Source organism: Variovorax paradoxus EPS (assembly GCF_000184745.1).
In the GTDB taxonomy this organism is placed as follows: Bacteria; Pseudomonadota; Gammaproteobacteria; order Burkholderiales; family Burkholderiaceae_C; genus Variovorax; species Variovorax paradoxus_C.
This window is the reverse complement of record NC_014931.1, coordinates 2,424,635-2,445,732: the sequence shown is the minus strand read 5'-3', so window position 1 is coordinate 2,445,732 and position 21,098 is coordinate 2,424,635. Positions and strand designations below refer to the sequence as shown.

Sequence of the window (21,098 nt, the reverse complement as noted above, 5' to 3'; positions counted from 1 at the left end):
CAGCGACGGGGGCGCGATGGCGGAAGACACAGTCAGCCGAGGCTCAGAGCGCGAGCCGCTGCCGTGCTTCCTGGTATTCGCGCTTGAGCTTCTCGATGAAGGCCGCGGCGCTGGCCACTTCGGTCACGGCGCCGATGCCCTGACCCGAGCCCCAGATGTCTTTCCAGGCCTTGGCCTTGCTGCCTTCGCCGCCGCCGAAGTTCATGGTCTTCACGTCGCCTTCGGGCAGGTTCGCGGGGTCCATGCCGGCCGCGACGATGCTGGGCGCGAGGTAGTTGCCATGCACGCCGGTGAAGAGATTCGAATAGACGATGTCGTCCGAGTTGCCGTCGACGATGGCCTGTTTGTAGTCGTCGCTCGCACGCGCCTCTTCGGTGGCGATGAAGGCGGTGCCGATGTAGGCGAAGTCCGCGCCCATGGCCTGCGCCGCGAGCACCGCGCCGCCGGTGGCGATGGAGCCCGACAGCGCGATCGGGCCGTCGAACCACTGGCGGATTTCCTGCACCAGCGCGAACGGGCTCTTCACGCCCGCATGGCCGCCGGCACCGGCCGCCACGGCGATGATGCCGTCGGCGCCCTTCTCGATCGCCTTCTGCGCGAACTTGTTGTTGATGATGTCGTGCAGCGTCACGCCGCCGTAGCTGTGCACCGCATCGTTCACATCGGTGCGTGCGCCCAGCGAGGTGATGACGATCGGCACCTTGTACTTCACGACCATCTCCATGTCGTGCTCGAGGCGGTCGTTGCTCTTGTGCACGATCTGGTTGATGGCGAACGGTGCGGCGGGCTTGTCGGGGTTGGCCTTGTTGTAAGCCGCGAGCTCTTCGGTGATCTCGATCAGCCACTCTTCGAGTTGCGCCGCGGGGCGTGCGTTGAGCGCCGGCATCGAGCCGACCACGCCGGCCTTGCATTGCGCGATCACGAGCTTGGGGTTGCTGATGATGAACAGCGGTGAGCCGATGATCGGCAGCGGCAGGTTCGCGAGGACGGGGGGCAGCTTGGACATGTTTGTTGTCTCCGGGAATGGGTTCGGTTTTATAAGAGAGGAAGGCCCGTGCCGCCGGTCAGGTGGGCGACACGGAACGCGGCTCAGAACGCGTCGAGCGCGAGGGCCGTGACGCTCTCGGCGCCATCGACGATGCTGTCGCGGATGCCCGGCGCCTTGTTGAGGATGTGCTCGGCGTAGAAGCGCGCGGTGGCGATCTTGGCGAGCATGAAATCGGTGTCGAAGCTGCGCGAGGCGAGGTCTTCCGCAATGATCAGCGAGCGCGCAAGCTGCCAACCGGCTACGAGGTTGCCCGCGAGCATCAGGTACGGCACGCTGCCCGAGAACACCGCGTTCGGCGATGCCTTGGTCTGGCCCGCGACGAAGTCGACCACTTCGATGAAGGCTTCGCGTGCGGCTTTCAGGCGCTTGTGCACGGACGCGGCTGCGGCGCTCTCGCTCTTGGCCAGTTCGGCTTCGGTCTTCTCGATCTGCGCCGCAATCGCCTTGGCGGTCTGGCCGCCGTCACGCGCGGTCTTGCGGCCCACGAGGTCGTTGGCCTGGATCGCGGTGGTGCCTTCGTAGATCGTGAGGATCTTCGCGTCGCGGTAGTACTGCGCCGCGCCCGTCTCCTCGATGAAGCCCATGCCGCCGTGCACCTGCACGCCGAGCGAAGTCACTTCGAGGCTCATCTCGGTGCTGTAGCCCTTGACCAGCGGCACCATGAATTCGTAGAAGGCCTGGTTCTGCTTGCGCGCATCCGCATCGGGGTGGTGATGCGCGGCGTCGTAGGCGGCGGCGGCCACCGACGCCATCGCGCGGCAGCCCTCGGTGTAGGCGCGCATCGTCATCAGCATGCGCTTGACATCCGGGTGGTGAATGATCGGTGCGCTGGCGTTGATCGAGCCATCGACCGGGCGACTTTGCACGCGGTCCTTCGCGTAGGCCACCGCGTGCTGGTAAGCGCGCTCGGCAATTGCGATGCCCTGCATGCCCACCGCATAGCGGGCCGAGTTCATCATGATGAACATGTACTCCAAGCCCCGGTTCTCCTGGCCGACGAGGTAGCCCACGGCACCGCCGTTGTCGCCGTACTGCAGCACGGCAGTCGGCGAGGCCTTGATGCCCATCTTGTGCTCGATGCTCACGCAGTGCACATCGTTGCGCTCGCCGAGGGCACCGTCCTTGCCGACCATGAACTTGGGCACCACGAACAGGCTGATGCCCTTCACGCCTTCGGGCGCGCCGGTCACGCGGGCCAGCACGAGGTGCACGATGTTCTCGGCCATGTCGTGCTCACCGTAGGTGATGAAGATCTTGGTGCCGAACACCTTGTAGGTGCCGTCGGGCTGCGGCTCGGCGCGGCTGCGCACCATCGCAAGGTCGCTGCCGGCCTGCGGCTCGGTGAGGTTCATCGTGCCGGTCCACTGGCCGCTCACGAGCTTCTCCAGGTACACGGCCTTGAGCTCGTCGGAGCCGGCCGTGAGCAGCGCTTCGATGGCGCCATCGCTCAAGAGCGGGCACAGCGCGAAGCTCATGTTGGCCGAGTTGAGCATCTCGCCGCAGGCCGCACCGATGGTTTTCGGCAAGCCCTGGCCGCCGAAGTCCGCCGGATGCTGAAGACCTTGCCAGCCACCCGAGACGTACTGCGCGAAAGCGTCCTTGAAACCCGGCGTGGTGGTGACTTCACCGCCCTTGAACGACGAGGGGTTGCGGTCGCCTTCGATGTTCAGCGGCGCGACCACGTCCTGGTTGAAGCGCGCGCATTCCTCGAGCACGGCCTGCGCGGTTTCGAGGCCGGCGTCCTCGAAGCCCGGCAGCTTGGCGATCTCGCCGATGTTGGCCAGGTGCTCGATGTCGAACAGCATGTCCTTGAGGGGGGCGGTGTAGCTCATGTCTTGTCTCCAGATACAGCGGATACGAAAAGGGCATCGCGAACGATGCCCTCCGGCTCAATGCAGCGATTCGGTCAGAGCGCCTTGACCAGTTCGGGCACGGCCACGAACAGGTCGGCCACGAGGCCGTAGTCGGCCACCGAGAAGATCGGCGCTTCCTCGTCCTTGTTGATCGCCACGATCACCTTGGAGTCCTTCATGCCGGCCAAGTGCTGGATCGCGCCCGAGATGCCCGCCGCGATGTACAGCTGCGGTGCGACGATCTTGCCGGTCTGGCCCACTTGCCAGTCGTTCGGGGCGTAGCCCGCGTCGACGGCTGCGCGGCTGGCGCCCAGGCCCGCGTTGAGCTTGTCGGCCAGAGGCGCCATCACTTCGGTGAACTTCTCGGCGCTGCCCAAGGCGCGGCCACCGGAGACGATGATCTTGGCGGCGGTCAGTTCGGGGCGTTCGCTCTTGGTGACTTCACGGCCCACGAAGCTGCTCTTGCCGCTGTCGGCGACGCCTTCAGCGGTTTCGACCGTCGCGCTGCCACCGGTGGCGGCTGCGGCGTCGAAGCCGGTCGTACGAACCGTGATCACCTTGGTGGCATCGCTGCTCTGCACGGTGGCGATTGCGTTGCCAGCGTAGATCGGGCGCTCGAAGGTGTCGGGGCTGACGACCAAAGTGATGTCGCTGATCTGAGCGACATCGAGCTTGGCGGCCACGCGCGGGGCGACGTTCTTGCCGTTGGCGGTCGAAGGGAACAGGATGTGGCTGTAGTTGCTGGCGATGGCCAGGACTTGAGCGGCCACGTTTTCAGCGAGGTTCTCGGCCAGGCTCGGGCTGTCGGCGGCGATGACCTTCGAGACGCCAACGATCTGGGCGGCAGCCTTGGCGGCTTCAGCCGCATTGGCGCCGGCCACGAGGATGTGCACGTCGCCACCGCAAGCCAGCGCTGCGGTCACGGTATTCAAGGTAGCCGGCTTGATGCTGGCGTGGTCGTGTTCGGCAATAACAAGTGCGGTCATGTTCAGATCACCTTCGCTTCGTTCTTCAGTTTGTCCACCAGCGTTGCAACGTCAGGCACCTTGATGCCGGCGCCGCGCTTGGGCGGCTCGCTGACCTTCAGGGTCTTCAGGCGCGGCTTCACATCCACACCCAGGTCTTCGGGCTTGAAGACGTCGAGCTGCTTCTTCTTGGCCTTCATGATGTTGGGCAGCGTGACGTAGCGCGGCTCGTTCAGGCGCAGGTCGGTCGTGATGACGGCCGGCAGCGTGAGGGAGATGGTTTCCAGGCCGCCATCGACTTCGCGGGTGACCGTGGCCTTGTCGCCAGCGACTTCGACCTTGGAGGCGAAGGTGGCCTGCGGCAGGTCGGCGAGCGCAGCCAGCATCTGGCCCGTTTGATTGGCGTCGTCATCGATGGCTTGCTTGCCGAGGATGATCAGCTGGGGCTGTTCCTTGTCGACCAGCGCCTTCAGGAGCTTGGCGACAGCTAGGGGCTGCAGCTCTTCGGTGGTCTCGACCAGGATGCCGCGATCCGCACCGATGGCCATCGCGGTGCGTAGCGTTTCCTGGCACTTCGCATCACCGCAGGAGACGGCGATCACTTCAGTGACAACGCCCTTCTCTTTCAGCCGCACAGCTTCTTCGACAGCGATCTCGTCGAAGGGGTTCATGCTCATCTTGACGTTGGCAATGTCCACCCCGGTGCCGTCGCTCTTGACGCGCACCTTCACGTTGTAGTCGACGACCCGTTTGACAGGTACAAGAACCTTCATTGACTTGACTCCATTGGATTGCAAAAAGGGGGCTTCGAGGGCAACCGGTCATTCTAGGACGCGACCTTTGCAGCCTCTCCATTCTTCCTGTCGGTACTGCGGATCCGAAAAAAGAACGATCGTGCTTTTCAGCGATTATAAAACAGCGTCGGGCGCCGGAGCGATTCCCGGCGGCAAAGATTCCACGCGCAGCACGCGCTGCGGATAGGGAATGTCGATGCCCGCCCCGCGCAGTCCTTCGAGAATCGCGATGTTGATGGCCGAGCGCAGGTTGTCCTTGCCCTTGTCCGGGTCGGCCACCCAGAAGTGCAGGCTGAACTCGAGCCCGTCGGGCGCGAAGTTCACGAGGTAGGCCACCGGCGCGGGGTCGGTCATCACGCGCGGCTGCGCCTTGGCGGCTTCGCACAGGATCGTCTGTACCTGCGCCACGTCACTCTCGTAGCCGACCACGATATTGGTCGTGATATTGAACTTGCGGTCGGCCAGCGAGAGGTTCTCCACCCGGCTCGTGATCAGCGATTCGTTCGGCACGATGGCCTCGCGCCCGTTGCCTGCGCGGATGAGCGTGTAGCGCGTCTTGATGTCGGTGATGCGGCCTTCGAAGGTGTCGACCTTCACGTTGTCGCCGATGCGGATCGAGCGCTCCAGCAGGATCACGAAACCGCTCACGTAGTTGGCCGCCAGCTTCTGCAGCCCGAAGCCCAGGCCCACCCCGAGCGCACCGCCCAGCACCGAGAGCGCCGTGAGGTCTACCCCCACCGCCGACAGCGCGAACAGCAAACCGATCAGCAGCAGGAAGGCGCGCACCGCGTTCGACGCCACCTTTCGCATCGACAGGTCGGTGACGGCCTCGCGCAGGATGCGCTTCTCGATGGTCGAGGCGATCCACAGCGCGATCACCAGCACCAGCCCGGCCGACAGCACGCCCTGGAAGATGGTCTGCACGCTCACGCGCGTCTTGCCGAAGGCCAGCGTGATGTTGTCCAGTTCGGCCAGCACGGGCGGCAAGAGCCCGACGATCCAGAGCACCGCCGCGATCCAGGCCAGCCACGAGATCGTGCGCTCGATCAGCCGCACCAGGTTGGAGGTGGGAAACACCGCCCTGAGCACCCGCGCGAAAAGCCGGATGACAGCGAGCGACAGGAACACCGACACCGCGATGCGCAGCACCAGCACCGCCTGGAAATCAATGACCACGCGCCGCGCCAGATCGGTGAATACCAGCGAGAGCAGCGGGAACAGCAGACCGTCGAAGGTGCTTTCGCCGAACCAGATGGAGTCCTTGGGCTGGTCGCGCCCGAACCATTTGCAGATGGCCCAGGCCAAGGCCACGCAGGCCACCAGCACGCTCAGTTCGATGCCGATGCCGGTCGCATCGACCAGTTTCAGGCGTTGTAGGAAGTCGTTGAAATTCATCGGTTCGGAAAACATGGCGCCGTGCTCGCGCCCGTGGCGTTACAGATCGGCCAGGACGCGGATGTGCGCTTCCACGCTGCGTGCCAGCGCATCGAGGTTGTAGCCGCCTTCGAGCATCGACACGATGCGGCCGCGCGCATGGCGCTTGGCGACGTCGTGGATGCGACTGGTGATCCAGGCAAAGTCGTTCTCGGTGAGGCCGAGCTGTCCCAGGTCGTCCTCGCGGTGGGCATCGAAGCCCGCGCTGATGAACACCATCTGCGGACGGAATTCTTCGAGCCGCGGCATCCACGCGGCCTCGATGAGTTCGCGCACGTCCATGCCCCGCGTGTACGCCGGGATCGGCAGGTTCAGCATGTTCGACGCCGGGTGGTCGGTGCCGCTGTACGGATAGAACGGGTGCTGGAAGAAGCCGACCATCAGCACGCGCGGATCGTTCGAGAGGATGTTCTCGGTGCCGTTGCCGTGGTGCACGTCGAAATCGACGATGGCGACGCGGTCGTAGCCATGCACCTCGAGCGCATGCCGCGCGGCGATGGCGATGTTGTTGAAGAAGCAGAAGCCCATCGCCCGCTCGCGGCAGGCGTGGTGACCCGGCGGGCGCACCGAGCAGAACGCGTTCTCGATATCGCCGGCGATCACCGCATCGGTCGCGGCGATGGCCGCGCCGGCACCGCGGCGTGCGGCCAGCAGCGTGAAGCGATTCAGGGAGGTGTCGGGGTCGAGCTGCGCGTGGTCGGGGCCGCCGGCGGGTTCATCGGCCACAAGGCGCATATGAAGCTCTTCGAGGAGCTCGACGTGCTCCACGCTGTGGGCCCGGGTGAGCTGCTCCAGGGTGGCCAGCGGCACTTCGCAGTGCTCGAGCGCGTCACTGACGCCCGTAAGCAGCAGCCGGTCTTCGATGGCATCCAGCCGCTCGGGACACTCGGGATGACCCCGGCCCATGTCGTGCTTCCAGAAGTCGCGGTGTGTGAAGTAGCCTGTCTTGCCCATGTGTCTCTGTCGCCACGTCTAGACCTCACGCGGCATGGGGCCGCCAGGTCTTACGGTATCGTTTGCATATGGATACAAATATGGACGTTGCTGCGAAGCTTGCCACTTTGCTGAGTCAGCTTAACACGGTGATTGTCGGCAAAGAGGCGCAGGTGCGCGACTGCGTGGCCTGCCTGCTCGCTGGAGGACACCTCCTGATCGAGGATGTGCCGGGCGTCGGCAAGACCACCCTCGCCCATGCGCTTTCGCACACATTCGGTTTACAGTTTTCGCGGGTTCAGTTCACCGCTGACCTGATGCCGGGCGATCTTTCGGGCGTCGCGATCTACGACCGGGGCCAGCAGGCCTTTGTCTTCCACCCCGGTCCGATCTTTGCGCAGGTGCTGCTCGCCGACGAAATCAACCGCGCAAGCCCTAAGACCCAGAGTGCCCTGCTCGAGGCGATGGAAGAAAAGCAGGTCACCATCGAAGGCGAGACCCGCCCGCTCCCGACGCCCTTCTTCGTGATCGCCACGCAGAACCCGCAGGACCAGCTCGGCACTTTTGCGCTGCCCGAATCGCAGCTCGACCGCTTCCTGATGCGCATCTCGCTCGGCTACCCCGACCGCGCCGCCGAGCGGCTGCTGCTCTCGGGTGCGGACCGGCGCGAGATGCTCGCGAGCCTGCCCGCGATGCTGACCGCCGGCGAACTCACCGCCATCCAGCAGCGCGTGCAGCAGATGCACGCCTCCGAGCCGCTGCTCAACTACGTGCAGGACCTGATCGCCGCCACGCGCTCGGGCCGCTGGTTCCTGCAGGGCCTGTCGCCGCGCGCCGGCATCGCGGTGCTGCGCGCCGCCAAGGCACAGGCACTCTTGGCCAATCGCAACTACGTCGCGCCCGACGATGTGCAGTCCGTGCTGCCGCAGACCATCGCGCACCGGCTCACGCCCGTGGGCGATGCGGGCCGTGGCGCCGTCGAGCAGGTGCGCGCCATGATCGCGGCGGTGCCATTGCCGTGAGTCCGGTCGGCGCCCTGCGCGCGCGCATCGACGGCTGGTTCCTGTCCCGGCGGCCGCCGTCTGACACGCTGGAGCTTACCCAGCGCAACGTCTACATCGTGCCCACGCGGGCCGGCTGGACGCTGGCGGCCACGTTGCTCGTGCTGCTGGTCGCGTCGATCAACTACCAGCTCAACCTCGGCTACCTGCTGACCTTTCTGTTGGCCGGCAGCGTCGCCGTGGGCATGCACGTGTGCCACGCCACGCTGCGCGGCCTCGCGATGCGCATGATGCCGCCCGAGGCGCATTACGCCGGTGCCGCCGCCGTCTTCCGCGTCGTGCTGCACAACGAGCGGCGCAGCGTGCGCTATGGCATCGGGATGGCGGTGCGCGGCAGCGGGCAGTGGGCCTGGACCGATGTGCCGGCCGAGGGCACATCCACCGTCGAGATCGCGTTCCTGCCCGAGCGGCGTGGGCTGCATCCGGTGCCGCCACTGACTGCGGAGACGCGCTTTCCGCTCGGCACGTTTCGCGTGTGGACGGTCTGGCGCCCCGCGGCGCAGATGCTGGTGTATCCGGCGCCCGAGGCGCATCCGCCGCCGCTGCCGCCTGGCGAGACCTTGTCGGGGCCGGCCGCCATCTCGGCTGCGCAGCGCGCGCAGGGGGCTGGCGAGTACGACGGTGTGCGCGCGTACCGGCGCGGGGATCCGCTCAAGCTGGTGGTCTGGAAGAAGGCTGCGCGTGCGCAGGCGGCTGGGTCGGAAGACCTTGTCAGCCGCGATACGCAGCACACGCAGCGCGAGGAGCTCTGGCTTGATGCGCACGCTGCTGGGCTCGCTGACACCGAGGCTCGGGTGTCGCGGCTTTGTGCGTGGGTGTTGATGGCGGATCGACTGGGGGTGGACTATGGGGTTCGGGTTGCTGGGCGGGTGGTGAAGCCATCTCAAGGGGAAGCTCATCGGAGGGCTTGCCTGGAGGCGTTGGCTTTATGTTGAGGTTTTGTGGGTTTTCTTTCCGAGGCCGGGTCTCGCCCCGGCAGGCGACCTACTTTTCTTTGCTTCGCCAAAGAAAGGTAGGCAAAAGAAAGGCGACCCTGCTGTCTGCGTCCCTACGCTTCGCTTCGGGCAACCTGCGGTGCTCACGTTCCGCGGGGTCTCGCCCAAACTCGCTTCGCTCAAACAAGGGCGAGCCCTCATCCGCGAAACGCTCCGCTCCTCGGCGCATACAGAAGGGCTTTCGGCCGCGCCATCGCTGCGCTCGGCGTTCAAGCCAGACCGGGCCGTCGCTGCGCTCGGCCCTTGCGGCATCCAACAAGCCAAAGAAACACAAGCACACAACCGATTCGAGGCGGACGCGCGCTCGCGTGTGTCCGCCCTTCGGGCCGAGCGAAGCAATGGCCCGTTCGGTGCCCAAGCCCCTCTGGCTGCGCCGAGGAGCGCAGCGGTTCGCGGATCAGGGCTCGCCGCTGTCTGAGCGCAGCGAGTTCGGCGAGACCCCGCGAACCGCGAGCACCGCAGGTTGCCCCGTAGCGAAGCGCAGGGGTCGCAGCCAGCGGGGTCGCCTTTTCTTTGCTTGCTTTCTTTTGGCGAAGCAAAAGAAAGTGAGTCGCCCGCCGGGGCGAGACCCGGCCTCAGCCCCCCGCCAGGGGCACCCCGCATGAACAAGCTGATGCTCAAGCTCGCAGCCCTCCCAAGGGATGCAAGAGACACCCTCTTCCTGCTGACAGTCATCGCATTGATCGTCCTGCCGCAAGTAGAAAACCTGCCTTGGTGGTGCACAGCCCTGACAGCCCTGGTCCTCCTCTGGCGCGGCTCGCTCGCCATCGAGGCCCGCCCGCTCCCCGGCAAATGGTGGCGAATCGCCCTCCTCGCGCTGGCCTTGGCTGGCACCTACGCCACCCACCGCACCCTGCTCGGCCGCGACGCCGGCGTCACGCTGATCGTGATCCTGCTGGCCCTCAAGACGCTGGAGCTGCGCGCCCGCAGAGACGCCTTCGTCGTTTTCTTCCTGGGCTTCTTCGCGATGCTCACGAACTTCTTCTATTCGCAGTCGCTCCTGACGGCCTTCACGATGCTGCTCGCGCTGCTGGGCCTGCTCACGGCCCTGGTCAACGCGCACATGCCCGTAGGCAAACCGTCGCTGCTGCAGGCCGCGCGCACGGCCGGATGGATGGCCCTGGCCGGCGCGCCGATCATGCTCGCGCTGTTTTTGCTGTTCCCGCGCTTCGCGCCGCTCTGGGGCACGCCGAGCGATGCGATGGCCGGGCGCATGGGGCTCTCGAACACGATGCGCGTCGGCACCATCGCCGAGCTGGCGCTGGACGACAGCATCGCGGCGCGCATAAAGTTCGAAGGCGATCGCTCGCCGCCGCAGAGCCAGCTCTACTTTCGCGGCCCGGTGCTCGGGCAGTTCGATGGCCGCGAGTGGTCGGCATTGCCAGCATGGGCACGCGGCGGCCAAGGCGCTGCCAACCTGAGGGTGACCGGCGAGCCGGTGCGCTATGAGGTCACGCTCGAACCCAGCAACCGCCCCTGGCTGCTGACGCTCGATGCAGCGCAGAAGGCGCCCGAAGCCCCCGGCCTCGAAGTCATGGGTACGCCCGACCTGCAGTGGCTCTCGAACCGCCCCGTCACCGACCTGCTGCGCTATCGCGCGGAGAGCCATCCGCAATTCCAGAGCGGTCCGGTGCGGCGCATGGGCGGGCAGTTGCAGGCCTACCTCGCCTTGCCGCCCGGCACGAACCCGCGCACCGCGGCGCTCGCGGCGGAAATGCGCAACGACCCCGCACTGGCCGGTGCCGCCACGCCCGCCCTCGTCCAGGCCGCGCTGCGACGCCTGCGCACCGGCGGCTACACCTACACGCTGGAGCCCGGCCTCTACGGCAACGACACGGCCGACGAGTTCTGGTTCGATCGCAAGGAGGGCTTCTGCGAGCACATCGCCTCGGCCTTCGTGGTGCTGATGCGCAACCTGGGCATTCCCTCGCGCATCGTGACGGGCTACCAGGGCGGCGAGCTCAACAGCATCGACAACTACTGGATCATTCGCCAGCGCGACGCGCACGCCTGGGCCGAGGTCTGGCAGGAAGGCGCCGGCTGGGTGCGCGTGGACCCCACGGCTTCCGTGGCGCCCGGCCGCATCGGCCAGTTGCAGCGGCTCGTGCCGCAGCCGGGTCTCTTCGCCGGCGCCATCGGCGCAATGAGCCCAACGCTGGTGCAGAACCTGCGCGCCGCCTGGGAGGCGGTGAACAACGGCTGGAACCAGTGGGTGCTCAGCTACACGCAGAGCCGCCAGCTGAACCTGCTGAAGAACCTCGGCTTCGACGCGCCGAGTCTGGAAGACCTGGCCTATGTGCTGCTCTATCTGGTCATCGCCGCGAGTCTGGCCGGCGCGGGCTGGACGCTTTGGGAACGCAGCCGGCACGACCCGTGGCTGCGCCTTCTCGGCCAGGCCCGCGCGCGCCTCGCGAAAGCCGGCCTCGCGGTGCCCGAGACCGCCCCGCCGCGCCAGATGGCCGCCCAGGCCGATGCACGCTTCGGCCCCGCCGCGCGACCGGTGCGCGACTGGCTGCTCAAGCTCGAGGCACAGCGCTATGCAGAGGCTGCGCCCGAAACGCTCGCGGCCCTGCGCGCGGAGTTCCGGCGGCTCGCCTGGCCTGTCGCAAATCCACGCGGCTGAAACCACATGTGTCCCGCCGGCAGCCCCGCGCGGGCGGGCGGCACAATCGGCCGATGCGATTCCTTCTTCCCAAGCCCTCTCGCGCCTCCGCCGCCATCGTTCTTCTCATTGCTTGCTGCGTAGGTTCCACAGGGGCTTCGGCCCAGAAATCCGCCAGCACCCGCAGCGGCGCCTCGAGCCCCGTACGCGGCAGTACCCCCTACGCCACGCGCGACGACGCGATGCAGTTCGCGGACGACGTGGCCGCACGCCGCGGCCTCGACCGCGAATGGGTGCGCGCCACCATCGGCAGCGCGCGCTTCCTGCCCAACGTGCCGCGGCTGATGCTGCCCGGCCCGGTGGGCACGGTAAAGAACTGGCAGACCTACCGCAGCCGCTTCATCGACCCGGTGCGCATCGCGGCCGGCGTGCGCTTCTGGCGCGACAACGCGGCCACGCTGGCGCGCGCCGAGCAGGTGTACGGCGTGCCGCCCGAAATCGTGGTCGGCATCATCGGCGTGGAAACCATCTACGGCCGCAACATGGGCAACTTCCGGGTGATCGATGCGCTGGCCACGCTGTCCTTCGATTTCCCGCAGGGCCATCCGCGCGCGGCCGAGCGCGAAGCCTTCTTCCGCGGCGAGCTCGAAAGCTTTCTCAGCACCGAGAGCCGCACCGCCGAAGACCCGCTCGTTCCCCTCGGCAGTTACGCCGGCGCCATGGGCATGCCGCAGTTCATGCCCAGCAGCATCGCCAAGTACGCGGTCGATTTCGATGGCGACAGCCGCATCGATCTGGTCAACAACCCTGCCGACGTGATCGGCTCGGTCGCGAGCTATTTCAAGGGCTTCGGCTGGACGCCCGGCATGCCCGCCACCTACCCGGTGCATTTCGAGGAAGCGCGGCTGAAGAAGTCGCTGCTGCTCGCACCCGACATCCTCCCCACCTTCAGCGCCGACAGCTTCGTGGCCGCAGGTGCGGTGCCCGAGGGCGAAGGCATCCGCCACAAGGGCCTGCTCGCGCTCGTCGAGCTGCAGAACGGCGCCGACGCACCGCCGACCTACGTGGCGGGCACGCGCAACTTCTACGTGATCACGCGCTACAACTGGAGCAGCTACTACGCGATGTCGGTGCTCGACCTCGGCCAGGAGGTCAAGGCCGCCATGGACCAATAGCGCTCACCCATGATGACGCCCGAGGCGCTGCTTGCGAACTGGACCGGGGCCTGGCGCGCCCTGGGCGTCGAAGCGCCCGACCTGGCGCTCTGCACCGAGTTGCAGCGCCGCTACGGCGAGCCGCAACGCCACTACCACACGATGCAGCACCTCTGCGAATGCCTCGCCTGGTTCGAGCGCGAGAAAGCGCTGGCCGAACGCCCCGGCGAAGTGGCGCTCGCCCTCTGGTTCCATGACGCGATCTACGACGTGCACGCGCACGACAACGAAGCACTCAGCGCCGACTGGGCGCGTGAAGCTGTGCGGGCTGCGGGTGCGAGCGACGAAGCGGCCGAACGTATTCATTCCCTCGTGATGACCACGCGCCACGATGCAGTGCCCGAAGGTCGCGATGCAGAACTGCTGATCGACATCGACCTCTCCATCCTCGGTGCCGAGCCGGCGCGCTTTGCCGAATACGAGCGCCAGGTCCACGCCGAGTACGCCTTCGTGCCCGACGAAGTGCGCCTGCCGCGCCGACGCGCAATCCTGCAGCGCTTTCTCGATCGCGACGCCATCTACGCCACGCCCCGGATGCACGCGCTGCTCGAGGCCCGCGCGCGCACCAACCTCCAGCAGTCCATTTCCCAAGCGCCGCGGCGCTGACCGGCTCGCAGCGCGAAGGCTCAGGCCGGCATCAGCCGCCACCATTCGGTGCGCGGCAATTCCTCGTTGCGCTCTTCTTCGACGAGGCCGAACAGCAGGCCGTCGCTCGAAGCGCCCAGCTTCGCCAACTGCAGCAGGCGCTCGGGATCGCGGCACAGCATGAAGCTCGCGTCGCCCTGCCATTCGAGGCACCGGCCGACCTCGGCGAGCATCAGCGCCGGCTGGCTCTGCATGAAGGTGAACGGCATCGGAAGGCCCGCGTCGAGCTGCTCCAGCCCCGTGTAGGTGGCGCCCCATGCGCCGCGTTTGCTGGCGACGCGCAGGCGCGCACCCTGCGGCAGCGCGGCTTCGTCCGCGATGTCGAGACAGCGGCGCGCGCCGAACATCGCCAGCTCGGTCCACAGGCCGACGCGGCGCGGCCGACGGCCCAGGCGACGTGCCAGTTGGTCGCGCCATTCCGCGGGGGGCGGATGAACGACGAAATGGGCGACGGTGCGCCAGACGGTTTCGATCCCGGCATTCATGGCGATATCTCTGGGCAAAGCGCTCATGCCTGGCAATCCTTCAGCAGCAACGAGGCATGCCCGCCGCCGAAGCCGACCACGTTGAGCAGGATGTTGCGCAGCTTCACGGGCGGCTCGGCGCTCAGCGTGATGCCCAGCGTCTCGTCCAGCGGATAGTCGGTCGAGGGCCAGGCGCCGCCCTCGATGCAGCCGACCAGGAGGGCCAGCTCGGCGGCACCCGCCGCGCCGAGCGTGTGGCCGAGCGACGACTTGAGCGACACCAGCGGCGGCAATTGCTCGAACACCTGCTTGAGCGCTTCCACCTCGATCGCGTCGTTGACCGGGCTGCCCGCGGCCTGAACCTTGATGAGGTCGATGTCTTCCGGCCGCAGCCCGCTCTGCGCGAGCGCCGCCTGGCACATGGCGCGCACGGCGCTGGCCTCGGTGCCCGACGGGTTGCGCCCGTCGACCACGTTCGCGCCGCCCGTGATGCGCCAGCGGGACGGCCGCGCGCAGAGGCGCAGCGCGGCCACGGCTTCGCCCAGCACCAGCCCCCTGCGCTCCGCGCCGAAGGGTTGGGCGTTGCCCGGTGCGAGCAGTTGCATCGCGCGAAAACCGGCCGCGGTGAAGCGGTTGTCCAGCTCGGCGCCGAGCACCAGCGCCTCGTCGGCGCCGCCGCTCCTGATGAGGTCGGCGGCCGCCAGCACGGCGTTCAGCGCCGAGGTGCAGGCCGTGGAAATGGTGAAGACCGGACCTCGCCAGTCGAGCGCCTCGGAGACGACGGTGGCGAAATCCTGCAGGTCGCCACCGAGCCGCAGGTCCGGCTTCGCGTACTCCATGTAGCCGATGTCGAGCGAGGACGATGCGACGAAGAGCGGCGCGCTGCGATCGCCCCATTCCCCGGTCTGTGCGACGACGTTGCGCGCGGTGCGCCGCACCCGCTCCAGCCAGTTGCCTTCCTGACGCGGCAGCTTGTAGACCGGCCAGCCATTCCCCTTGGCGATGCTCACCGGCGTCGGCGGCACACCGCCGCGCCGCAATGCGTCGAGCGCACCGGGCATGTCGTTGCCGAGCACACAGGCAAGGCCGGTAGAACTCAGGTAAACGCCGCCGTTCATGGGCGCACTCCTGGCGCTGCTGCGCTCATGCTTTCCCCGCCTGCACGAGGTGTTCCGCCAGATGGGCGATGGAGGTGAGCGCGCGGCGCGTTTCCTTGCTGTCGGGCATGCGCACGCCGAACTGCTGCTGGATGGTCATCGAGACCTGCAGTGCATCGAGCGAGTCGAGGTCCAGCCGGGCCTCGGGGCCGAACAGGGGCTCGTCGTCGCCGAGGCCGCCGGGGGGCGCGTCCCGCTCGACGGCTTCGAGCACCATCGCCTTGAGGCTGGCTATGAATTCAGGGGTCACGCTACTCACGGGGTACTCACGATGTGCGCCTGCGAAACAGAAAGACTGCGAGAAGGAACATGGCGGCCGCAAACGCGACCAGCCGACCGACCTGCGGCAATGCATCGGCCACGCCGCCGCCGCGCAACAGCACGGTCAGCAGCGCCTCGAGGCCCCAGTTCATCGGAGAGACCTCGACCAGCCGCTGCATGAAGCCCGGCATGACGAACTTGGGCACCATGATGCCGCCTGCCGCCGCCATCAGCACGTTGACCATCGGTCCGAGCGTAGCCGCTTGCGCATGGGTTCGCACGAGGCATGCCAGCGCGAGCGACAGGCTCACCGCGGCAAGGCTCACGGCCGCGAGCGACAGCAGCAACGCGGCCCAATGGATGCCCGCGAGCGAGAGCGCATCGCCCCCGATCAGCGGCATGAGCCAGATGCCGGCCGCGAGCATGAGCAGCGCCTGCAGCGCGTTCACGCCCAGGTACGGCAAGGCCTTGGACGCCAGCAGCATCGTGCGCGAAACGCCCAGGCTCTGCAGCCGGCCGAGCGCGCCCGAGCCGCGCTCCTGCACGAACAGGCTGGAGAGCGAGGCCACCACGAAGAACATGCCGAAGACGAGCCACGCCGGCACGTTCTGCTGCACCGAAGTGGGCCGCGGGCCGGCGGTCGAGAAGCGCTCGGCCTGCACCATCGCCTGGATGGAAGCGTCGGGCGCCGGGCTGGCGGTGCCGGGCGCGGCCAGCGCGAGGCGCGCCTTCAGCTCGCCCGATGCGCCGATGAGTTCCGCGCGCAGTGCATTGAAGAGATTGGCGTCGATGCCCGGCTCGGCCAGCAGCCGGATGTGCGCCTTGGTCGAGAGCGCGGCCGATTCCAGTTCTTCCGACAGGCCCGGCTCCAGCACGATCACGTACTTGAGCGACCCGTTGCGAAGGCGCTCCTGCCAGTCCGCGCCGAGCGGCTGCGGCGCACCGTGGCTGCGCTGCCAGATCTGCAGCAGCCACTTGGCCGGCGTCGCGGTGTCGCGCGCATCGACCGCGTAGGTGAGCTCGGCGAGCGGCGGGCGGTAGATGTCCTTGAGCGTGAGCGACATCAGCACGATGAAGACCATCGGCATCAGGAACAGCACGGCGAGGCCGTGCATGTCGCGCACGAGGGCGAGCAGTTCCTTCTTGATGAGCGCGGGCAGCATGAAGTTCGGTCTGTCTTTCAGTCGCGCAATGAACGATGCGTGAGGGCCATGAAGAGTTGCTCGAGATCATGCCGGCCGAACTCGGCGTGGCGCACCGCGATGCCCGAGGCTTCGAGTGCCGCCAGCACCGGGCCGGGGCCGCTGCCGGGATTCAGGTGGATGCGCCACTGCGCGGCCCCCTGCTCCACCGTGCCGAAGCGCGACAACATGTCCATGTCGAGCCCGTCGGCGGCCAGCGTCAGGAGCATCGCACTCCTGGACAGCAGATCGTCGAGAGACCCTTCACGCAGTACGCGGCCATGGTCCAGGATGGCAACGCGATCGGCGATGGCCTCGATCTCTTCCATGTAGTGCGAGGCGTAGATCACCGCCGCACCGGCTTGCGCGAGGCTCTTGATCGCATCGAGGATGAACGCGCGCGACTGCGGATCGACGCCGACGGTCGGCTCGTCGAACAGCATGAGTTCGGGCTCGGGCAGCAACGCGATGGCAAGGTTCAGCCGGCGCTTGAGGCCGCCCGAGAGCCGGTCGGCACGCACGCCAGCGAACGAATCGAGCTGCGAGAAGTGCATGCAGGCGTCGATCCGCTCGCGCTTCCGCGCACCGGAGAGCCGGCTCGCCGCAGCAAAGCACGCAAGGTTCTCGGCCACCGTGAGCATCGAATAGAAGGCCTGGTCCTGCGGCGCGACCGCGATGCGCGTGGGCGTTTTCGCGCGCACCTGCCGCAGCGGCTGGCCGTCGATCAGGATCTCGCCCGACTGCACGGCGAGCGCGCCCGACAGGTGCGAGATCAGCGTGGTCTTGCCCGCGCCGTTCGGACCGAGCAGCCCCAGCACGCAGCCCCGCGGCACGGCGAGCGAGACATCGGCCAGCGCGGGGGCCGTGGCGTGCGGGTAGCGGTGTCCGAGATTCTTCAGCTCAAGCATTGTTCAGGCGACGGCAGCCTTCAGATCGCGAAAGAACGTCTCTTCCTGCTGCGCCTGCTCCCGCAGCTTGCCCGCGAGCGCAGCCGGATCGACGGGCTCACGCCCCTTCACCATGCGCGCCGCCTTGAGCGCGAAGGCGCGCCAGTCGTCGCCGATGGCAATGAGCCGCTCCGACATCTGCGTGAGCTGCGGCTTGCCGAGCAGTTGCGCGGCCTCTTGCAGGAAGCCCGCGTAGATGAAGCGAAAGCCCGCCCCGCCGGTGCCGATTTCTTCCTGCATGCGCACGAGGTGGCCGATGAAATCGACGCTGCGCGGATCGGTGGCCGACAGCCGCTGCATCCGGTTGGCCAGCGTGCGCATGCCGCGCACGCCGACGATGGGAATGGGCGCGAGCATGTTGCGCACCGTCTTGCGGATGGCCCTGGTCACCGAGGCCGGATCGACCGCCTTGCGATCGATGGCCTGCGGGTAGTACATGAGGCCCTTGGGCGCTAGCACGCCCTTGGCGAAGCGCGCGCGCGCAAGGTCGGCGCTCGCGCAGCGCACGGGCTCCTCGAACACCGGGTCGCTGATGAGGTAGTCGTCGCCGTCCTTGCCGTAGACCAGGAGGTTGTGCGCGTTGAAGTGAAAGCGCATGTTCGGCGGAAAGTACGGCAGCCAATAGACCGAGGTCTGCAGGCCCACCAGCCGGCCGTCGGCCAGCAGCGCATCGAGCCGCTGCTGCCCGGCCTCGGGACTGCGGAAGGTCTCGAAGCTGAAGCGCGCGGCCATCGGTGCCAGCAGGCCCTTGATGATGGCCTTGGGCGGCATGCGGTACGAGATGAGCGGCAGGCCCGACAGCTTGATGAACGGCAGGTACGCGAACGACAGCGCCGACGACAGGCCCAGCGCCATGCTCTCGGTCATCGGCGCGCCGTGGTGGCGCATGAGGCTGGAGATCACGCCGCTTTCGCAGTGCGCCGCCTGTTGATGTTGAAAGTTCACGGCACGGCCTGCAAGGTGGAAATCGGAAGGCCCAGCGCCTCGGCATAGCGCGCCAGGTGCGCCTGGGACAGCGCCGAGAAATGCCGCGGCTGCAGGTGGCGCCGCACGCGCCATTGCCAGAAGCCGCTGGTCTGCGAGAGCAGCGCCACGTCCATGCGGCGCTCGTACATCCAGTATTCGAGCGGCGATGCGAGCCCGGTCTTCGCCCGCTCCTTCGCTTCCTTCGCCTGCTCGACCAGCACGTCGACCGCGTGGCTGGTGACGATCTCTTCCGCTTCCCAGCCGCGCGAGGTGGTGGTGACGACGCGGCCTTGTGCATCTCGTGCGTACATCAGCTTGGAATGGCCGTCGAGGGTCGCGTTGCCCTCTTGCGGAACAGCGTCGAGGTCCATGGCTACACCGCTTCCATATAGATGAAGCCGCTGGAGAAGCGACCGCTCTCCGGAACGAACATCAACAGCTTGTGACCGGGCTGGATGCGCCCGGAACGGAACAGCTCGTCGAGCATGATGTACGGCGATGCCGACCCCGTGTTGCCCTTGCGCGCGAGGTTGCTGAACCAGCGCTCGCGCGGAATCGAGAAGCCCATGGCGTCGAGGCAGCGGCTCACCGGCTCGACGAAATAGTTCGACGAGAGATGCGGCAGGAACCAGTCGATGTCCGCCGCCTTGAGCCCGCGCTTCTCGATGACGGCGGCGAGCGGCTCGGCCAACGTGGCGCGCACGATGTTGTCGTTGAGCAGGCGCACGTCCTGCTTGACGGCGAAGGTCGAGTCGCGGTGCCAGTCGGCGGCGTCGGTGCGAGCCCAGCCGTCGAGGCCGCCTTCGGCGTTCTTGTCGGCACCGGCGTACATGCACACCGGCAGTTCGTGCGCGGCGGACGACAGGTCGATCCAGTCGATGCGCAGCGAGAGCGGCCCGCGCGGCTCGCGCTCCAGCAGCACCGCGCCCGCGCCGTCGGACAGCATCCAGCGCAGGAAGTCTTTCTCGAAGGCCAGCTCGGGCCGTTCTTCGAGCGCTTCGAGCTTGTGCTCCAGCTCGGCCTCGAAGCGCGAGCCGCGCATCACTGCCGATGCCAGCTCCGAGCCCGTGGCGACCGCACGGCGCGCATCGCCCGAGCGCACCGAGAGCCATGCGTGCTTCAGCGCCGCTGTGCCCGCGAGGCAAATGCCCGCGCAGGCCACCACTTCGAGGCGCGGCCACCCGAGTTCGCCGTGCACCATCACCGCGTGGTTGGGCATGAGCTGGTCGGGGAGCGAGGTGCCGGTGGCGAGGCAGTCGACCGGGCCGATGTCGTCGCCCAGCCCGCGAATGGCCGAGGCGGTGAGCTGCGCATTGGTCATGGCCAGTTGGCCGGTGGCGCGGTCGATGGCGTAGTGGCGCGACTGGATGCCGTTGCTGCGAAGAATCAGCCGCCGCGCGCGCGACGCCTTGCCGCCGATACGACCGAGCACTTCTTCGATGTCTTCATTGCTGACCGGGGAAAAGGGCAGGAAGGCGGCGGTGCGGGTCAGGAAGACATCAATCGTCATAGAGATAGGAGCGGTCCGTGGCGGAGCCCGACGGGCACTCGAATTGGGCCGTCATTTTAGTCAGCCACCCCTTGAACAAAGGTCGCAAAAGCGCCTGCAGCGTCAGGCTCACCGGCACGACCGTGACGATGAGCGCGAGCAGGAACACCACATAGAGCAACAGCAGCGGCTTGCGCGCCCAGGCGCCGGGCCCGCCGGCCGCCATGATGAGCTTGCCCCATAGGAAGAAGCTGCGGGTGCCGGCCTTCTCGCTGATGAGCAGGCGCGCATTGGCCTGCACTGCGCCCAGGCCCGCCAACAGCGGCGCGGTGCCGCGCTCCAGGTCGCCATGCAGCGCATCGCGCAGCGCACGACCGAAGCGGCCCGAGCTGCGAATCTGCGCAGCACTGAGCCCCGCATCGGGCATGCCCCAGAAGCCGCGCTTGCGGCCCCATATGAGCCACGCCGGCGTGGTGAAGAAGGTGGCGAGCGTCGGGCCGGGGTCGGTCAGCACCACGTTGTCGATGAGGCGCGCGCCCACGTCGTCGAGCATGCCCTTGAGCTTTTCATGCGCCAGCAGCCACATGTTGCGGCAGGCAATGACGGTGACCACGGGTTTGCCCTTGAGCAGCCGTGCGGCCAGCGGATGCTTGAGGAACGCGGTGACCGGCTGCGATGGCGCCAGGAACCACACCTGGTACGGGAGGATGACGAGGTCGAAATCCTCGTCGCCCGTGAGCGAGAGCGGTGCGAGCGGCGGCGGCTTCAGGTGGGCCGATTCCGGAAAAGCGTCGAAGAAGGTGATGAAGGGCCAGGGGAATGGAAACGGCGCCAGCGGACGCAGGGTTTCCTCGTGCACCTGGATGGCCGGGTCGGCCCGCAGCGGCGCGACGATCTGCTCGGCGACGCTGTCGAGCTGCCCGGATTGGGAGTAGTGGATCACCAGGACGCGCTTGGGGCGGACGACGGGGCTTGCAGAGCTGGAAGAACTGGGAGAGCTGGAGGTCACTGGGTGGGCGGTTTCGAGGGCCGTCGAATGTAAGCCAAGCATTGGCAAAACGCATCTGCCATTGGTCATGCCGTCGCGCC

20 protein-coding genes are annotated in these 21,098 nt (G+C 67.3%); 5 read left to right on the top strand and 15 right to left on the bottom strand.

Annotated features, from left to right (window positions below; translation table 11 throughout):
• Positions 1-43: 43 nt before the first annotated feature.
• From VARPA_RS11285 to VARPA_RS11260, 6 genes are all read right to left on the bottom strand, one after another.
• Positions 44-1,006, bottom strand: a complete 963-nt coding sequence (locus VARPA_RS11285) for an NAD(P)H-dependent flavin oxidoreductase (protein WP_013540690.1) — start codon at positions 1,004-1,006, stop codon at positions 44-46.
• Between the two features lie 83 nt (positions 1,007-1,089).
• The gene (locus tag VARPA_RS11280) at positions 1,090-2,880 is read right to left on the bottom strand and encodes an acyl-CoA dehydrogenase (protein WP_013540689.1); all 1,791 of its coding nucleotides are present in this window, start codon (positions 2,878-2,880) and stop codon (positions 1,090-1,092) included.
• A 74-nt stretch (positions 2,881-2,954) separates the two neighbouring features.
• Entirely contained in the window at positions 2,955-3,887 is a 933-nt protein-coding gene (locus VARPA_RS11275; RefSeq protein WP_013540688.1) for an electron transfer flavoprotein subunit alpha/FixB family protein, read from the bottom strand.
• A 2-nt stretch (positions 3,888-3,889) separates the two neighbouring features.
• Positions 3,890-4,639, bottom strand: coding sequence for an electron transfer flavoprotein subunit beta/FixA family protein (locus VARPA_RS11270; protein WP_013540687.1), 750 nt, complete (start codon positions 4,637-4,639; stop codon positions 3,890-3,892).
• 135 nt (positions 4,640-4,774) lie between these two features.
• The gene (locus VARPA_RS11265; RefSeq protein WP_041943519.1) at positions 4,775-6,055 is read right to left on the bottom strand and encodes a mechanosensitive ion channel family protein; all 1,281 of its coding nucleotides are present in this window, start codon (positions 6,053-6,055) and stop codon (positions 4,775-4,777) included.
• 39 nt (positions 6,056-6,094) lie between these two features.
• Positions 6,095-7,048 carry a histone deacetylase family protein gene (locus tag VARPA_RS11260; RefSeq protein WP_013540685.1) on the bottom strand — a complete coding sequence of 318 codons (954 nt, stop codon included), beginning with the start codon at positions 7,046-7,048 and terminating at the stop codon, positions 6,095-6,097.
• A gap of 80 nt (positions 7,049-7,128) precedes the next feature.
• On the opposite strand from VARPA_RS11260, the gene VARPA_RS11255 reads away from it, so the two are divergent.
• The 5 genes from VARPA_RS11255 to VARPA_RS11235 all read left to right on the top strand — a co-directional run bounded on the left by VARPA_RS11255 (position 7,129) and on the right by VARPA_RS11235 (position 13,505).
• The gene (locus VARPA_RS11255) at positions 7,129-8,049 is read left to right on the top strand and encodes an AAA family ATPase (RefSeq protein WP_013540684.1); all 921 of its coding nucleotides are present in this window, start codon (positions 7,129-7,131) and stop codon (positions 8,047-8,049) included.
• Positions 8,046-9,023: a DUF58 domain-containing protein gene (locus VARPA_RS11250; RefSeq protein WP_013540683.1), complete on the top strand. Its 978-nt coding sequence runs from the start codon at positions 8,046-8,048 to the stop codon at positions 9,021-9,023. The genes VARPA_RS11255 and VARPA_RS11250 overlap by 4 nt, the downstream gene beginning before the upstream one ends.
• 661 nt (positions 9,024-9,684) lie before the next feature.
• Entirely contained in the window at positions 9,685-11,706 is a 2,022-nt protein-coding gene (locus VARPA_RS11245) for a transglutaminaseTgpA domain-containing protein (protein WP_013540682.1), read from the top strand.
• Positions 11,707-11,759: 53 nt separating this feature from the next.
• Entirely contained in the window at positions 11,760-12,860 is a 1,101-nt protein-coding gene (gene mltB / locus VARPA_RS11240; RefSeq protein ID WP_013540681.1) for a lytic murein transglycosylase B, read from the top strand.
• Positions 12,861-12,872: 12 nt separating this feature from the next.
• Positions 12,873-13,505 carry an N-methyl-D-aspartate receptor NMDAR2C subunit gene (locus tag VARPA_RS11235; RefSeq protein WP_041943518.1) on the top strand — a complete coding sequence of 211 codons (633 nt, stop codon included), beginning with the start codon at positions 12,873-12,875 and terminating at the stop codon, positions 13,503-13,505.
• Between the two features lie 20 nt (positions 13,506-13,525).
• Here the strand turns inward: VARPA_RS11235 and VARPA_RS11230 are convergent, their stop codons facing one another.
• From VARPA_RS11230 to VARPA_RS11190, 9 genes are read right to left on the bottom strand one after another with little or no spacing between them, the layout of a single operon-like run.
• The gene (locus VARPA_RS11230) at positions 13,526-14,056 is read right to left on the bottom strand and encodes a hypothetical protein (protein ID WP_013540679.1); all 531 of its coding nucleotides are present in this window, start codon (positions 14,054-14,056) and stop codon (positions 13,526-13,528) included.
• Positions 14,053-15,126, bottom strand: a complete 1,074-nt coding sequence (locus tag VARPA_RS11225) for a beta-ketoacyl synthase N-terminal-like domain-containing protein (protein ID WP_013540678.1) — start codon at positions 15,124-15,126, stop codon at positions 14,053-14,055. Before VARPA_RS11225 ends, VARPA_RS11230 begins: the two co-directional genes overlap by 4 nt.
• A gap of 25 nt (positions 15,127-15,151) precedes the next feature.
• Positions 15,152-15,382 carry an acyl carrier protein gene (locus VARPA_RS11220; RefSeq protein WP_049794401.1) on the bottom strand — a complete coding sequence of 77 codons (231 nt, stop codon included), beginning with the start codon at positions 15,380-15,382 and terminating at the stop codon, positions 15,152-15,154.
• A gap of 49 nt (positions 15,383-15,431) precedes the next feature.
• Positions 15,432-16,589, bottom strand: coding sequence for an ABC transporter permease (locus tag VARPA_RS11215; protein ID WP_013540676.1), 1,158 nt, complete (start codon positions 16,587-16,589; stop codon positions 15,432-15,434).
• Between the two features lie 17 nt (positions 16,590-16,606).
• Positions 16,607-17,515, bottom strand: coding sequence for an ABC transporter ATP-binding protein (locus VARPA_RS11210; RefSeq protein ID WP_013540675.1), 909 nt, complete (start codon positions 17,513-17,515; stop codon positions 16,607-16,609).
• Positions 17,516-17,518: 3 nt separating this feature from the next.
• Complete coding sequence (locus VARPA_RS11205; protein WP_013540674.1) at positions 17,519-18,499, bottom strand: BtrH N-terminal domain-containing protein; 981 nt, start codon at positions 18,497-18,499, stop codon at positions 17,519-17,521.
• Positions 18,496-18,891: a hypothetical protein gene (locus VARPA_RS11200; protein ID WP_013540673.1), complete on the bottom strand. Its 396-nt coding sequence runs from the start codon at positions 18,889-18,891 to the stop codon at positions 18,496-18,498. The genes VARPA_RS11205 and VARPA_RS11200 overlap by 4 nt, the downstream gene beginning before the upstream one ends.
• A 2-nt stretch (positions 18,892-18,893) precedes the next feature.
• A complete protein-coding gene (locus VARPA_RS11195; RefSeq protein WP_013540672.1) occupies positions 18,894-20,030 on the bottom strand; it encodes a beta-ketoacyl-ACP synthase III in 1,137 nt (378 codons plus the stop codon).
• Positions 20,020-20,952 carry a hypothetical protein gene (locus VARPA_RS11190; RefSeq protein ID WP_041942857.1) on the bottom strand — a complete coding sequence of 311 codons (933 nt, stop codon included), beginning with the start codon at positions 20,950-20,952 and terminating at the stop codon, positions 20,020-20,022. The genes VARPA_RS11195 and VARPA_RS11190 overlap by 11 nt, the downstream gene beginning before the upstream one ends.
• Positions 20,953-21,098 lie beyond the last annotated feature (146 nt).

Coding starts and splice junctions, on each gene's coding strand:
- VARPA_RS11285 (WP_013540690.1), bottom strand. CDS start 1,006: ATGTCCAAGCTGCCCCCCGTCCTCGCGAACCTGCCGCTGCCGATCATC.
- VARPA_RS11280 (WP_013540689.1), bottom strand. CDS start 2,880: ATGAGCTACACCGCCCCCCTCAAGGACATGCTGTTCGACATCGAGCAC.
- VARPA_RS11275 (WP_013540688.1), bottom strand. CDS start 3,887: ATGACCGCACTTGTTATTGCCGAACACGACCACGCCAGCATCAAGCCG.
- VARPA_RS11270 (WP_013540687.1), bottom strand. CDS start 4,639: ATGAAGGTTCTTGTACCTGTCAAACGGGTCGTCGACTACAACGTGAAG.
- VARPA_RS11265 (WP_041943519.1), bottom strand. CDS start 6,055: ATGAATTTCAACGACTTCCTACAACGCCTGAAACTGGTCGATGCGACC.
- VARPA_RS11260 (WP_013540685.1), bottom strand. CDS start 7,048: ATGGGCAAGACAGGCTACTTCACACACCGCGACTTCTGGAAGCACGAC.
- VARPA_RS11255 (WP_013540684.1), top strand. CDS start 7,129: ATGGACGTTGCTGCGAAGCTTGCCACTTTGCTGAGTCAGCTTAACACG.
- VARPA_RS11245 (WP_013540682.1), top strand. CDS start 9,685: ATGAACAAGCTGATGCTCAAGCTCGCAGCCCTCCCAAGGGATGCAAGA.
- mltB (WP_013540681.1), top strand. CDS start 11,760: ATGCGATTCCTTCTTCCCAAGCCCTCTCGCGCCTCCGCCGCCATCGTT.
- VARPA_RS11235 (WP_041943518.1), top strand. CDS start 12,873: ATGACGCCCGAGGCGCTGCTTGCGAACTGGACCGGGGCCTGGCGCGCC.
- VARPA_RS11230 (WP_013540679.1), bottom strand. CDS start 14,056: ATGAGCGCTTTGCCCAGAGATATCGCCATGAATGCCGGGATCGAAACC.
- VARPA_RS11225 (WP_013540678.1), bottom strand. CDS start 15,126: ATGAACGGCGGCGTTTACCTGAGTTCTACCGGCCTTGCCTGTGTGCTC.
- VARPA_RS11220 (WP_049794401.1), bottom strand. CDS start 15,382: ATGGTGCTCGAAGCCGTCGAGCGGGACGCGCCCCCCGGCGGCCTCGGC.
- VARPA_RS11215 (WP_013540676.1), bottom strand. CDS start 16,589: ATGCTGCCCGCGCTCATCAAGAAGGAACTGCTCGCCCTCGTGCGCGAC.
- VARPA_RS11210 (WP_013540675.1), bottom strand. CDS start 17,515: ATGCTTGAGCTGAAGAATCTCGGACACCGCTACCCGCACGCCACGGCC.
- VARPA_RS11200 (WP_013540673.1), bottom strand. CDS start 18,891: ATGGACCTCGACGCTGTTCCGCAAGAGGGCAACGCGACCCTCGACGGC.
- VARPA_RS11195 (WP_013540672.1), bottom strand. CDS start 20,030: ATGACGATTGATGTCTTCCTGACCCGCACCGCCGCCTTCCTGCCCTTT.